Raw genomic sequence first — 13,743 nt, 5'->3', positions numbered from 1 at the left:
TCTACGGCACGGGCTGTGGCCTCCGCCACTCTGTGGTCTCCCACCACGGATGAGGAGCGTCGATGACCGGCTTCCCGCGCGACCAGTGGTACGTCGCGGCTTACGGTTCCGAGATCGAGCACGACCTGTTCACCCGCACCATCTGCGGCGAGCCGATCCTGTTCTGGCGCACTCGCGACGGCGCGGTGACGGCCATGCCGGACCGCTGTGTGCACCGCCGTTTCCCGTTGTCGCAGAAGCCCTCCCGGCTCGTCGACGACCAGGTCGTCTGCGGGTACCACGGCTTCACCTACGACGCGGGCGGCAGGTGCGTCGCCGTGCCCGGCCAGACCCGCATTCCGCGCACCGCACGGCTTCTGCCCTATCCCGTCGTCGAGCAGGACTCGTTCGTGTGGGTCTTCATCGGCGACCCGGCGAACGCCGACGCGTCGCGGATCCCGCGCGCGCCGTGGCTCGTCTCGCCGGACTACACGACCGTCGCCGGCATGGAACCGTTGAACGCCCGGTACGAGCTGCTCGTCGACAACCTGCTGGACCTCTCGCACGAGACCTACCTGCACGGCGGCTACATCGGCACACCGGAGGTCGCCTCCACCCCGGTCACGACCGAGGTCGACGAGGACGCCGGCATCGTCTACGTGTCGCGGCACATGGACGATGCGGAATGCCCGCCGTTCTACGCCAAGTCCACCGGCCTGGAGGGCAGGATCGCGCGGTGGCAGGACATCGAGTACACGCCACCGTGCCTGTACAAACTGCACAGTCGCATCGCGCCGGTCGGCTCCGTGCCCAACGCGGACGGCACGGACCCGGACGCGTTCCACGTCGAGGTCGTGTACGCGATCACGCCGGAGACCGAGTCCTCGACGCACGACTTCTGGTGCGTGGCAAGGGATTTCGCACTCGAGGACGAGGAGGTCTCCGCGTTCCTCGCCGAGAACAACCGCACCGTCGTCATGCAGGACGTCGTGGCGTTGAACGTGCTGGAGCAGGTCATCGCGAAGGAGCCGGACGGCTACCAGGAGCTGTCGATCAACATCGACACCGGTGGGCTCGCCGCACGGCGGATGCTCAAGCGCCTGTGTGAGAAGGCATGAACGCGCTCACCGGCGACCGCGTGTTCCGCGTCCACTGGGTGCTGGGCACGGACCGGCTCCGCGCGGTGTGCCATTGCTCCGCCGAGCGCGAGTTCGAAGACCCCGTCGAGCTGTGGGCGTGGCTGCTCGACCATCCCAACGGGCACACGTCATGAAGCTCCTGCTGGACAACAAGGAACCGGTCGCCGACGGTGTGGTGCTCCTGACGCTGCGGCATCCGGACGGCGACCCGCTGCCAGGCTGGACGCCGGGCGCCCACGTCGACCTCGTACTCGCCGAGGGCCTGGTGCGCCAGTACTCGCTGTGCGGCCACCCGGACGACACCTCGATCATGCAGGTCGCTGTCCTTCGTGAACCAGACGGGCGCGGCGGCTCACGGCATGCGCATGACGTTCTCGCCGTGGGCCAGCAAATCGAGGTGCGAGGGCCGCGCAACCACTTCGAGCTCGTCGAGGCGAAGCGCTACCTGTTCATCGCCGGCGGCATCGGCATCACCCCGATCCTGCCGATGATCGCCGAGGCCGAGAAGGCAGGTCACGACTGGCGGTTGCTCTACGGTGGCAGAACGCGGTCCTCCATGGCGTTCCGCGACGAGCTCGAGCACCTCGGCCAGGTCGAGATCCGCCCAGAGGACGAGCACGGCCTGTTGGACCTGGTGTCGGTGCTCGGCGAGCCGGACGAGGACACCGCCGTGTACTGCTGCGGTCCGGAAGGCCTGCTGACCGCCGTCGAGCAGCATTGTGCGGACTGGCGGGAAGGCGCACTCCACATCGAACGGTTCACGCCGAGGACCGTTGCGACACAGGAGTCTCGGCACGACTTCGAGATCGAGCTGTCGCAGACCGGTGCGGTGCTGCGGGTGCCGGCCGGGCAGTCCGTCCTCGAGGTCGTCGAACGAGCGGGTGTGGCCGTGCTGTCGTCCTGTCAGGAAGGCACCTGCGGCACCTGCGAGACGACCGTGCTCGCCGGGACGCCCGATCACCGCGACTCCGTGCTCACCGACCAGGAACGGGCGGTGGGCGACGCGATGATGATCTGCGTGTCCCGGTCCTGTTCACCCCGCCTGGTGCTGGATCTCTGAGGTGGGGGTGAACGCGCCCTGTCGTGCGAGGCGGCTTGGAATCAGTGCCGATTCACCGAAGCTCCTTGAAACGGGTGAACGCCACTTCTCGATGAGCGTTTCGATTGTTCGAGTCGAATTGATCGAACATGCCGGCACGGCTTGACTCGTGTCGACCCTCTCGCCAGTGTCAGCGGTGAACAAATGTGATCGCTGGATCTGGGGAGGCCCTCGTGGTAGCTGATCGGCGATTGCGGAAACCGCGATCGATCGTTGCCGCGGGTGCGGCGGCGTCCCTGGTCGCGGCGACGTTCACCGTCCAGACGGCCACGAGTGCCGCGGCGGTCACCGCCGGGCCCGCGCTGTCGGTGGACGTGTCCGCCTCCCGGCATGCGATCAGTCCCGACATCTACGGCCTGAACGGCGGCGATCCGGCGTTCAACGCCGAGATCGGCCAGTCGGTGGCGCGCTGGGGCGGCAACGCGTCGAGCCGCTACAACTTCAAGAACCGCACGTACAACACCGGCAGCGACTGGTTCTTCGAGAACATCGTCGCCGACGAGCAGCACACCCTCGAGTGGATGGTCGGGTCGAACCTCGACCGCGGCATCAAGCCGGTCGTCACCGTGCCCATGTCCGGCTGGGTGGCCAAGGACTCACCGTCGTCACATCCGTTCCACTGCGGGTTCCCGGCCTCGCGGTTCCCGGAGCAGGACAGCTTCGACGAGTGGGACCCCCACTGCGGCAACGGTCAGCTCGACGGCAAGAACCTCGCCGGCGTGCCGGAGGACACCTCGGTGAGGGCGGACGCGGCGTTCGCCGGCGAGATGGTGTCGCACCTGGTGGACAGGTTCGGGACGGCGGCGCGGGGTGGCGTACCGATCTACGAGCTCGACAACGAGCCCGTGCTGTGGGCCCACACTCATCGCGACGTGCATCCCGAGCTGGTCACGTACGACGAACTGGGCGGCAAGGGCACGGCGACCGCCGCGGCGATCAAGGCCGCGGACCCGAGCGCCCAGGTCCTCGGCCCGTCCGGCTGGGGGTACTGCGAGTGGGTCGCGTCCGGGCTGGACGGCTGCGGGCCGGGCGCCGACTCGGCCGCGCACGGCGGGCTCAACCTCTCCCAGTGGTACCTGAAGAACATGAAGGACTTCAGCGACGCCCACGGGGGCACGCGCTACCTCGACTACTTCGACCAGCACTTCTACCCGCAGATCAGCGGTGGCAAGGATCCCGCGACCAACGCTTTGCGGCTGCGGTCGACCCGGTCGCTGTGGGATCCGACGTACGTGGAGGAGTCCTGGATCGGACCCGGCGGGGTCAACGCGCCGCCGCTGCAGTTCATCCGCACGATGAAGTCGTGGATCGCCCAGTACAACCCCGGCACCAAGACCGCCGTCACCGAGTACAACTGGGGCGCGCTGGACGACATCAACGGCGCGCTGGCACAGGCCGACGTCCTGGGCATCTTCGGACGTGAAGGCCTCGACCTCGCCACGATGTGGGGTGAGCCCAAGCCGGCCGATCCGGGTGCGTTCGCGTTCCGGATGTACCGGAACTACGACGGCGCGGGCAGCCGGTTCGGCGACGTGAGCGTGTCGGCGGCCTCCGCCGACCAGGACCGGCTGGCGGTGTACGCGGCGCAGCGCTCGTCCGACAGCGCGGTGACCGTCATGGTCGTCAACAAGACCGGCGACGACCTGACCTCGCCGCTGTCGGTGGCCGGGTTCGACGGCACCGGTGCGGCGCAGCGGTTCACCTACAGCCCGGCCGACCTGAGCACCATCACGCGCGGCGACCTTCCGGTGAGCGACGGCCGCGTCGACGCCACGTACCCGGCGAACTCCATCACGCTGCTGGTCCTGCCGCCGGCCGGGTGCTCGGCGACCCTGCACGTCAACGGCGACTGGGGCACGGCGCACGTCGCGACGGTGACGGTCACCAACGAACGCCGCACGGCGACGACCGGGTGGCGGGTCAGCTGGACGTGGCCGGCCGGCCAGCAGGTCACCAACTCGTGGAACACCGCCCTGGAGCAGGACGCCACCCGCGTGGTCGCGGCGGACGCCGGGTGGAACGGCTCGATCGATGCGGGCGGCAGCAGGACCTTCGGGTTCCAGGCCACCGGCAGAGCGGCGACGCCGACGTTGACCTGCACCCCCAGCTGAGCAGACCCGAGCACGAGGCGCCGGACCGACATGGGCCGGCGCTTTGTGCTGTGAACCGTGGAAACGCACCGAGTAGATCCGACCACGAATTTTCGAAAGCACGCGTGTGCCATTTCTGGCAATGGGCAACGCAGACCCGCGCCTGCTTGAGGAAGATCTCCCAACTATCTGCGACTCATGCGGCCGAGAAGAGGCTGTTCTCGGCTATGCGATTACTGAGTGATGGGCGGTCAGTGGTGCTTCGTGCAATAGCGTCTGTTTCATCAGTCGTGCGGGAATTCCAGCGGAGCAACGAACCAGGAGTGTTCGGCCATGGGCGAAACTGGCATCATCGGAGGCACCTCGAGCCTCGTTCGTGAACCCGTTGTGGACGCTTTCGCCGATCTGCGGGCCCCGCGTCGCGCAGACCAGGCACGTGCTTTGGGCCTGTACCCGTTCTTCAAGGCCATGGGCCGGCACAGCGGCGGCACCGTGGTCGTGGACGGCGAGCAGTACGTCCTCACCGGTTCCAACGACTACCTGGGACTGACCCAGGACGAACGGGTGCGCGATGCCGCGCGTGCCGCCGTGGACGACTTCGGCATGTCGTGTTCGGGATCGCGGTTCCTGACCGGCACCCTCGAGCTCCACGAGACCCTCGAGGCCGAACTGGCGGACTTCCTCGGAAAGGAGTCGGCGCTGGTCTTCAGCGCCGGCTTCCTCTCGACCGCCTCGGCCGTCTCGACGCTGGGCGGACGCCGCAACGTCCTGTACTTCGACCGTGAGAACCACGCGAGTCTGATCGACGGCTCGCGGCTGATGGCGAACCGCCCGCGACGCTTCGAGCACAACGACGCCGGCGATCTCGAGCGGCTTCTCAAAGAGGACGAAGGCCTGCCGGGCGGACGCGTCGTCTACACCGAAGGCGTCTTCTCGATGTCCGGCCACATCGGCGCGATCCCCGAAGTCGTGGAGGTCGCCAAGCGGTACGGCGCGCGGGTGGTGTGCGACGACGCGCACGCGACCGGCGTGCTCGGGCCGCGCGGCGAAGGGTCGCACGTCCACTTCGACCTGACTGACGACGTCGACGTCGTGGCGGGCACGTTCTCGAAGGCGTTCGCGTCTGTCGGCGGGTTCCTGGCGGGCACGGCCGACGTCATCGACCACGTCAAGCACACCGCACGGCTGCTCATCTTCAGCACCGCTCTGCCCGCTCCGAACATCGCCGCCAGTCTCGCGGCGCTGCGCATCATCCGCTCCGAGCCCGAGCACCGCGAGCAGATGTGGTCCAAGGTCGACTTCATGCGCCAGAACCTCCTGGGTCTGGGCTTCGACCTGCTCGGCTCCAACAGCCCGATCATCCCCGTGCTGGTCGGGGACGAGAGCACCGCTTTCCAGTTCTGGCGCGGGTTGTGGGACGAGAAGGTCTTCGCCACACCGGCCATCCCTCCGGCCGTACCCGACGGACGGAGCCTCATCCGCACCAGTTTCAACAGCGCGCACACGCCCGAGAACCTGGAGCGCACGCTGGAGGCGTTCGAGAAGGTGGGCCGTGCGTTGCGGGTGATCTCTTGACGCGCCGCTTGTCGATCAGCACGGTGCCGGTGCCGCGCTGGCTGGAGTCGCGGGTACTGAGCGGCGCAGCCGCGCGGACCAGGCACCTGGCCGAGCCGCCGCCGGGCTCTGGCCTGCGGGCGGTGCCCGGTGACCCCGGCCTTCCCGTGGTCGGTCACGGGCTCGAGTGGATGCGGTACGGCCCGCGGTTCGAACGCGCCAGGGTGACGCGGTACGGACCGGTGTCGTGGATGAAGGCGTTCGGCATCAGGATGGCGGTGGTGGGGGGCGCCGACGCCACCCAGGCCGTGCTCACCAACAAGGACAAGGCGTTCTCGCAGTCCGGGTGGAACCTGTTCTTCGACCCGTTCTTCCGGCGTGGCCTGCTGTTGCTCGACGACGAACACCTGCAGCACCGGCGGATCATGCAGCAGGCCTTCACCCGGCCCCGGCTCGCCGCCTACGCGGAGGTCGCCGGTCAGGTCGCCCGTGCGGGACTCGCCGGCCTGCCGGCCCGCTTCGCCGTCCACCCGCTGATGGGCCGGCTCACCTTGGAGATCGGGTCGCAGGTGTTCATGGGAAGCGCCCCCGGCACGAACGAGCCGGTGCTGCGGGCGTTCAAGGCCGCGGTCGACGGCACCACCGCACTGGCGCGGTTTCCCGTGCCGGGCGGCAAGTGGCAGGCGGGACTGCGCGGCAGGAGGATGCTCGAGGAGCACTTCAGGGCCGGCCTGCCCGGTAAGCGGAACAGCGCCGGCAGCGATCTGTTCTCGGTGCTGGCCTCCGCGCGGGACGAGGACGGCCAGCGGTTCACCGACACCGAGGTCGTCGACCACATGATCTTCCTGATGGTGGCCGCGCTCGACACCTCGGCCACCACGGTGACGGCGGCGATGTACCACCTGGCTCGCCGGCCGGAGTGGCAGGAACGGGCCCGTGCCGAGTCCGTCGCCCTGGGACCGGCACCGGACATCGACGGTCTCGACCGGCTGACCACGCTCGACCTGGTGGTGAAGGAGTCGCTGCGCCTGGTCGCGCCGGTGCCCACCTTCGTGCGCAGGACGGTCCGCGACGTCGACCTCACGGGCTACCACCTGCCGGCCGGCACGACCACGGTCGTCATGCCCGCCGCCAACCACTACGACCCGGCGTACTGGCGCGAACCCGACGCGTTCGACCCGGACCGGTTCGCCGAACCGCGCCGCGAGGACCAGGCACACCGGTTCGCGTTCGTGCCCTTCGGCGGTGGTGCGCACAAATGCATCGGGATGGTGCTGGGCTTCCTGGAGGTCAAGACGATCCTGCACGAGTTGTTGCTGCGCCACCGGTGGCGGCTGCCGGAGGGCTACCGGATGCGGTGGGACTGGTCGAACACCCCGTTCCCGGCCGGCGGTCTCCCCGTCCACCTCGACCCCATCACCTGACGCGTCCGGTGTGGACCGAAGGAGGTTCCAATGAGAGTGGCGGTACTCGCGCACGGTTCGCGGGGAGACATCCAGCCGATGGTGGCGCTCGGCGACGAATTGCGGCGCCGGGGGCACTCGGTGGTGATGACGGTGAACGAGAACCTCGCGGCGTGGGTCGCGCGCGCCGGCATCGACGTCGTCCCGATGAAGCCGGACATGAACGCGCTTCTGACCTCCGACGCGGCGCGGAAGAACATGGCACGCGGAAAGGTCCTCGCGTTCCTCAGGGCGATGACCCTGGAGGAACGCGAGGCGAACCGGTCGATCATCGACGCGTGCGTCACCGCGGCCGAAGGCGCGGACCTGGTGATCTCGACGATCACGACCGTGTACCGCGGCGAGTGCCTCGCGAAGGCGCTCGGTGTGCCGCACCGCACGTCCTCCGTGTATCCGGTCCTCGATGCGGGAAATCACGCGAGCTTCCTCTCACCTGTCCGAGACCTGCGACTGCGCTGGCTGAACCTGGCCAGCTGGCGCTTGCTGGACGTCGGCTTCTGGCAGGAGAGCAAGCCGAACATCGACGAGATGTGCGACGTGCTCGGCATCGCGAGGTTCAAGCGCCGCCCGAGCGTGGAGCTGATCCCGTCGGTGGCGATGTTCAGCGGGGACGTCGCGTCGAGGCCGGCGGAATGGCACCAGCGGCACGAGGTCGTCGGGTGGCAGGCGCTGTCCGCCGACCTGAGGGCCCGTCTCGGCGAACAGGTGCCGGCCGGTCTGGACGCCTGGCTGGACGCCGGTAGCGCACCCGTTTTCTTCGGCTTCGGCTCAACGCCGGTGGCCGACCCCGCGGCCATGTTGCGCGACATCGCCCGGTTGACGCGAGAGCGGGGCTTGCGGGGGCTGATCTGCGCCGGATGGAGCGATTTCGGTACCGACGGCGCTGAGCTGCCGGACCACCTGCACCTCGCGAACAACGTCGACTTCGACGCGGTGCTGCCACGGTGCCGGGCCGCGGTGCACCACGGCGGGTCGGGCACGACCGCGTCCGTCCTGCGCGCGGGTCTGCCTTCCGTCATCGCCGGAGTGCTCGCCGACCAGGCCTACTGGGCGTGGCGCGTCGAGAAGCTCGGTGCCGGCGTGCGCCTGCCATTCCACCAGATCACGGGGGACCGGCTCGGCGCTGCTGTGGACGCGGCGCTGGCACGTACCGCCCAGGCGAAAGAACTCGGCGCACGGGTCTCGGCGAACACCGTGCAGACGGCCGCCGCGGACGTCGTCGAGCGCTGGGCCGCAGAGCTGGGCATCCAGCCGGTCGTGCACAACTGACGGTGCGCTGGCCGACAACGCGTTCGTGTGCCGCCCGCACCGCTGCGGGCGGCCACGCACGTCCGGCCCGATATCCGGATCGCCTCCTGACTCACCCTCGTCCGGTTCCACGCGAACGGCTCCGAGGTCCTGCGGCGTCCGGCATCTGCGCGCTGCCGAGACGGTGGCGGCCAACGGCCTGAACAACCTCCGCCGGTCGTTGGGCACCTCCACCGCCGCTTCGCGAGCTGAGGTGAACTCCGTCGTCGGCGAAGGCGTATCCCTCTGCAGGGCGTCGCGCGCACCGTGGCGCTGGCGCCTTCGGGCCATCGAAGGAGGAGCACGGATGAACCCCGCGGCTCACATCGCCTTCCGCGTCGCCGCCGCGTTCGTGGCGCTCGGACTGGGCGGAGCGTTGATCGCCGCGCTCGTCGGCCTGGTCCTGTCGAACGTGGGACCCGCGGCGGGCGCGAGCCTCTCCCTGTGTGCCAGGGACGGCGTCGCTCCGGCCGGCGGAACGGACTACCTCGCCCAGAACAACGTGTGGAACGCCGAAACGCCCCAATGCATCACCGTGGGGGACCAGTCGTTGCGGATCGACAGCGCCGGGCACGACGTGTCGCCGGAAGGCGCACCCGCCGCCACCCCGTCGTTGATCAAAGGTTGTCACTGGCACGAGTGCACCGATGTCGGCGGCCTGCCGGTGCAGGTGTCGGAGATGCCTCGCGTCACCAGCGACTGGGTCAGCAGCCAGGTCGACGCCGGGGTCTTCAACGCCGCCTACGTGGTGTGGTTCCACAGCGGACCCGTCGCCGACGGCACGCCGGACGGTGCCGAGGTGGTGATCTGGCTCCGCGGCGTCGGCGGTGTCCGGCCGGGTGGGGTGCTGCTGGCCCGTGACGTGCCGATCTCGGACGCCCGGTGGAACGTGTGGCTGGCCCGTGACCAGGGCCGTGTGCGGATCACCTACGAGCGCGTCGGTGAGACCACCGCCGTCAAGGACCTCGACATCAGCGCGTTCACGGGCGACTCCGTCGGACGAGGTCTGGTCTCACCGGACTGGTACCTGATCGCGGTCGAGGCCGGGTTCAACCTGTGGCGTGGAGGCGCGGGCAACGCCATCGAGAACTTCTCCGTCTCCGTGGACGACCAGAAGCCCAGAAGGGCACTGAGGTGACCAACGTGGGGGACTCGCCGGTCCGTGTGGTCGGCGCCGCGCGCGAAGGCGTGCTCGAACCGGGCAAGTCCACCAGCTTCGACGTCGTCGGCAGTGGCGTCTCGCCCGGCATCGTGTCGATCACCTGCGCGCCTGCCTGAGTTTCCGGCGGATCGCGAGTGCGGCTCCGACCGCGCCGAGCAGAACCATCCGTGCGGTGTCTCGGCGGCCGACGGTTCAGTCAGGCTGGGCCGGCTCGGTCCACCTCGACGACGGCCGGCTCGCCGGGAGACGTGACGATCTCACCGAGCAGCCCGGCTCCGGTCCGCAGTCCTCGGAAGGTCGTCCGGATCTGGTCGGTGAGGACGTCCGGCTGCTCCAGGGCGGCGAAGTGGCCTCCGCGCTCGAGCTGGTCGTAGTGCACCACCGTCTCGTAGCGCCGCTCGACCCAGCGCCGGGAGGCCTGCACGGCCTCGCCGGGGAAGATGCTGAACCCGGCGGGGACGGGGTTCGGTCGCTCCTCGCTCCCGGGCGCGGTGCCGGCCCGGGCCTCCTCCCAGTACAGGCGGGCGGAGGACGCCGCGGCGTTGGGGAGCCAGTAGAGCATGACGTCGTCGAGGATCTCGTCGCGGTCGATGACGTCTTCGGGGTTGCCGCCGCTGTCGGTGACGTCCTGGAAGAGCGTGTAGATCCAGGCGGCGAGTCCGGCGGGTGAGTCCGAGAGCGAGTAGCCGATCGTCTGCGGCCGGGTGGCCTGTTCCCGCGCGTACGCGCTCAGTTCGTCCTGGTAGCGCTGAGCGCGCGCGATCATCCGTTGTTCCTCCGCGGTCGCGGCGCTCACCTCCTGCTCGGTGGGGAACACCAGCGGCAGGTTGAAGTGCACGCCCAGGCACCGCTCGGGTGCCTTGCGGGCGATCTGCTCGACGACGGCCGAGCCCCAGTCGCCGCCCTGGACGAACCAGGTGTCATGGCCCAGGCGCCGCATGAGGGTGATCCACGCGTCGGCGACTCGGGACGTGTTCCAGCCGGTCGTCGTGGGCTTGCCGGAGAACCCGAAGCCCGGCATGGACGGGATCACCACGTGGAACGCGTCGCGGGCGTCGCCGCCGTGCGCCACCGGATCGGTCAGCGGGCCCACCAGGTGCCGGAACTCCAGGATCGAACCGGGCCAGCCGTGGCACAGGAGCAGCGGGACGGCGTCCGGCTCGGCCGACCGGACGTGCAGGAAGTGGACGTCGATCCCGTCGATGACGGTGCGGGACGAGCCGAGGTCGTTGATGACCTTCTCAGTACGCCGCCAGTCGTAACCGGTGGCCCAGTGGTCGCACAGAGCGCGGACGCGGTCCAGCTGCGGACCCTGGCTCCCGTCCGGAACCGTCTCGCGGTCCGGCCACCGGGTGGCGGCCAGGCGGCTGCGCAGGTCCAGCAGCTCGGAGTCGGGGACGGCGATCGTGAACGGTTCGACCACGTCGTGGGCAGAAGGGGATGTCACCGGTGGCTCCTGGGTGTGTCGGAGGGGGAACGGTGCGAGCGTAGCCCACAAGTGGAAGAACTCTTCAACTTGGAATTTCCCTTCCACTTGTCTACGCTCGGCCTGTGACCGAAGCGCTTCCTCCTCTGCGTCGTGACGCCGAGCGCAATCGCCAGTTGTTGTTGCGCACGGCCTACGACCTCATGGCCTCGCAAGGGCTGGACGTCTCGTACGAGGACATCGCGCGAGCCGCCGGCACCGGGATGGGCACGATCTACCGGCGCTTCCCGCAGCGGCAGGACCTGCTGGACGCCCTGTTCAGCGAGCACATCGACACGGTGATCGACTTGGCGGAGCAGGCTTCGCGCCACGACGACGCCTGGGCGGGGCTCACCTGGTTCCTCGAGCGGCAACTGGAGATCGAGGCGCAGAGCCGGGGGCTGGGGGAGCTGCTGCGCAGCCGCAACCAGGCCACCGCGCTGGTGCAACGCGCGCATGAGCGGATGACCCCGCTGGTGGCCGGCCTCGTCGAACGGGCCGTGCGCGCGGGTCAGCTGCCCGACGGGGCGACTCCCGCCGACTTCGCCGCGGTGCACGTGATGGTGGGCAGCGTCATGGACGCCTCCCGCGCTCACACCCCGGGGCTGTGGCGGCGCGCTCTGCGGATCGCGCTGGCGGGAGTGCGTCACGCCGACCTGTCCGGCGACCGGCCGGACGAGGCGGTCATCGACCGCTTCTACAACGACCAGACGTGAAGGCCAAGAACATGACAGCTCTGCCCGACGACCTGATCGCGGTCCTCAACGCCAAGTCCATCTGCTTCGTGACCACGCTCATGCCCGACGGGTCGCCGCAGATCTCCCAGACCTGGGCGGGCACCGACGGCGAACACGTGCTCATCAACACCGTGGACACCCACCAGAAGACCCGCAACCTCCAGCGCGATCCCCGCATCGCCATCGGCATCGCCGACCCGGCGGCGCCCTCGCGTTACTGGGCTCTGCGCGGCAGCGTGGTGGCCATGACGACCGAGGGCGCCCGTGAGCACATCGACGAGCTGTCCCAGAAGTACATCGGCCGGCCGTACCCCGGTTTCGGCGGCGGTCCGCAGCAGCGCGTCCTGCTCACCGTCGAGGTCGACCGGGTGCACACGCCCTGACCGGCAGCGCGGGCTCGCTTCGTGGCGCGGGTGCAGGACGGGCTTCACCGCGGCTCGTGTGACTTCGCGCCGGAGCTGTATCTCCGCCGGGGTGCCGATGACTTCTCAGGTGGAGGTCACGGCAGCTCCGGGGGGCGGACATGCCGCAGTTGCGCATCCACTTCACCGACAGGGACTTCGCGCGTACGCGGCTGAGGCTGAAACCCGACCTGATGTGGGAGATCGTCAGCAGCGCGCAGGTCCTGCAGCACAAGGACGGCGACCTGTCGTTCGGTGCGTGGCGCCGCAGCGTGCGCGAGCTCGCCGCACGTGATCCGGAGCTGCGAACGGCGCTGCACACCGTGGTGACGGTGGCCCCGCACGCGGCCTACTTCCCGGATCTGCTCACCCCACCGGAAGAGCTGTGCGGCATCGACCAGTGCGTTGACGCGGTCCTGTCGACGGAGCCGGACCGCCTGCGCGCGGAGATCGATCTGATCCGCCCCGCGTCGGGGCCGGAGTCGAGCTGGCTGGACGACCTCGCCAGGGGGAGGTCCCCAGCACTCCAGCAGTTGCGTGAGGCCTTGCGCGTGTACTTCAGGTCCGTGATCGCGCCGCACCTGCCGACGATCGAGGAAGGGCTGTGCTCCGACGTGGCGCCCTGGATCCAGCGGTACCTGCACGACGGCCCGGAGGGGCTGCTGGCCGCGCTGGGGCCCGGCACGCGGTGGGACCCGCCCGTGCTGTTCGTCGACTACCCCGTCGACCGGGACCTGCACCTGGACGGCAGAGGCCTGGTGCTGATCCCGTGCTACTTCGTCCTGTACCACCCGGTGGCCCTGGCGGATCCGCAGCTGCCTCCCACGCTGGCGTTCCCCATTCGCACCGAGTCACGGCTTCTGGCGGCCGGGCGGGCCGGCGGCGACCACCTGGCGGCGTTGCTGGGCTCCACCAGGGCGTCGATCCTGCGGTCGGTGGTCGGCGGGAGCACCACCACCAGGCTCGCGAAGCTGGTGGGCGTCGCCCCGGCCACCGTGAGCCACCACACCGGCGTCCTGCGCGAGGCCGGTCTCATCGCCACGGAGCGCGAGGAGAACTTCGCCCGCCATCTCATCACGCCGCTGGGGCTGAGGGTGCTCGCCGCCGGTCGCTGAGCGCGGCGGTCAGCCGAAGCACTCGTTCGCCTCTTCCGCCTACCGGAGGGCCACCCGGCCGCGTTGAGCGCACTCTGTCGGCGCGGCGGGGTGGCCCTCTGCAACGTCGGCTAGATGACTGATTCCAAGGGGTCAGTGGTCGTAGGCGGTCAATGACCGCATGACTGGCTGCCCGGTCTTGTCGTTGTGCCAGATCGCGGTGGTCAGCGCCAGAACCCGTTGCAGGACACGGACTATGACTCCGGCTGGAGT

General features: G+C 69.4%; 13 protein-coding genes and 1 pseudogene. 12 read left to right on the top strand and 2 right to left on the bottom strand.

Annotated features, from left to right (window positions below; genetic code table 11):
- Positions 1–62 precede the first annotated feature (62 nt).
- The 9 genes from LX88_RS41240 to LX88_RS41200 all read left to right on the top strand — a co-directional run bounded on the left by LX88_RS41240 (position 63) and on the right by LX88_RS41200 (position 9,889).
- The gene (locus LX88_RS41240; RefSeq protein ID WP_258953183.1) at positions 63–1,097 is read left to right on the top strand and encodes a Rieske 2Fe-2S domain-containing protein; all 1,035 of its coding nucleotides are present in this window, start codon (positions 63–65) and stop codon (positions 1,095–1,097) included.
- Positions 1,094–1,252: a hypothetical protein gene (locus tag LX88_RS41235; protein WP_258953182.1), complete on the top strand. Its 159-nt coding sequence runs from the start codon at positions 1,094–1,096 to the stop codon at positions 1,250–1,252. Before LX88_RS41240 ends, LX88_RS41235 begins: the two co-directional genes overlap by 4 nt.
- On the top strand, positions 1,249–2,178 hold the full coding sequence (locus LX88_RS41230; protein ID WP_258953181.1) for a PDR/VanB family oxidoreductase: 930 nt from the start codon (positions 1,249–1,251) through the stop codon (positions 2,176–2,178). Before LX88_RS41235 ends, LX88_RS41230 begins: the two co-directional genes overlap by 4 nt.
- A 230-nt stretch (positions 2,179–2,408) precedes the next feature.
- Entirely contained in the window at positions 2,409–4,328 is a 1,920-nt protein-coding gene (locus tag LX88_RS41225; protein WP_258953180.1) for a glycoside hydrolase family 44 protein, read from the top strand.
- A gap of 312 nt (positions 4,329–4,640) precedes the next feature.
- Positions 4,641–5,882, top strand: coding sequence for an aminotransferase class I/II-fold pyridoxal phosphate-dependent enzyme (locus LX88_RS41220; RefSeq protein ID WP_258953179.1), 1,242 nt, complete (start codon positions 4,641–4,643; stop codon positions 5,880–5,882).
- Entirely contained in the window at positions 5,879–7,285 is a 1,407-nt protein-coding gene (locus LX88_RS41215; protein ID WP_258953178.1) for a cytochrome P450, read from the top strand. The genes LX88_RS41220 and LX88_RS41215 overlap by 4 nt, the downstream gene beginning before the upstream one ends.
- A gap of 30 nt (positions 7,286–7,315) precedes the next feature.
- Positions 7,316–8,593: a glycosyltransferase gene (locus tag LX88_RS41210; RefSeq protein ID WP_258953177.1), complete on the top strand. Its 1,278-nt coding sequence runs from the start codon at positions 7,316–7,318 to the stop codon at positions 8,591–8,593.
- 325 nt (positions 8,594–8,918) lie between these two features.
- A complete protein-coding gene (locus LX88_RS41205) occupies positions 8,919–9,749 on the top strand; it encodes a GH12 family glycosyl hydrolase domain-containing protein (RefSeq protein ID WP_258953176.1) in 831 nt (276 codons plus the stop codon).
- Positions 9,746–9,889, top strand: coding sequence for a hypothetical protein (locus LX88_RS41200; RefSeq protein ID WP_258953175.1), 144 nt, complete (start codon positions 9,746–9,748; stop codon positions 9,887–9,889). The genes LX88_RS41205 and LX88_RS41200 overlap by 4 nt, the downstream gene beginning before the upstream one ends.
- A gap of 80 nt (positions 9,890–9,969) precedes the next feature.
- On the opposite strand, the gene LX88_RS41195 is transcribed toward LX88_RS41200, so the two are convergent.
- Entirely contained in the window at positions 9,970–11,220 is a 1,251-nt protein-coding gene (locus LX88_RS41195; protein WP_258953174.1) for an epoxide hydrolase family protein, read from the bottom strand.
- 104 nt (positions 11,221–11,324) lie between these two features.
- On the opposite strand from LX88_RS41195, the gene LX88_RS41190 reads away from it, so the two are divergent.
- The 3 genes from LX88_RS41190 to LX88_RS41180 all read left to right on the top strand — a co-directional run bounded on the left by LX88_RS41190 (position 11,325) and on the right by LX88_RS41180 (position 13,491).
- Complete coding sequence (locus LX88_RS41190) at positions 11,325–11,954, top strand: TetR/AcrR family transcriptional regulator (RefSeq protein WP_258953173.1); 630 nt, start codon at positions 11,325–11,327, stop codon at positions 11,952–11,954.
- Positions 11,951–12,358: a PPOX class F420-dependent oxidoreductase gene (locus LX88_RS41185; protein ID WP_258953172.1), complete on the top strand. Its 408-nt coding sequence runs from the start codon at positions 11,951–11,953 to the stop codon at positions 12,356–12,358. Before LX88_RS41190 ends, LX88_RS41185 begins: the two co-directional genes overlap by 4 nt.
- A gap of 140 nt (positions 12,359–12,498) precedes the next feature.
- Entirely contained in the window at positions 12,499–13,491 is a 993-nt protein-coding gene (locus tag LX88_RS41180; protein ID WP_258953171.1) for an ArsR/SmtB family transcription factor, read from the top strand.
- Between the two features lie 132 nt (positions 13,492–13,623).
- Here the strand turns inward: LX88_RS41180 and LX88_RS44795 are convergent.
- Positions 13,624–13,743: pseudogene (locus tag LX88_RS44795) on the bottom strand (IS982 family transposase); the annotation flags it as partial.

It is taken from the genome of Lentzea californiensis (assembly GCF_024648825.1).
GTDB lineage: Bacteria > Actinomycetota > Actinomycetes > Mycobacteriales > Pseudonocardiaceae > Lentzea > Lentzea californiensis.
This window is presented reverse-complemented; position numbering and strand designations above follow the sequence as displayed.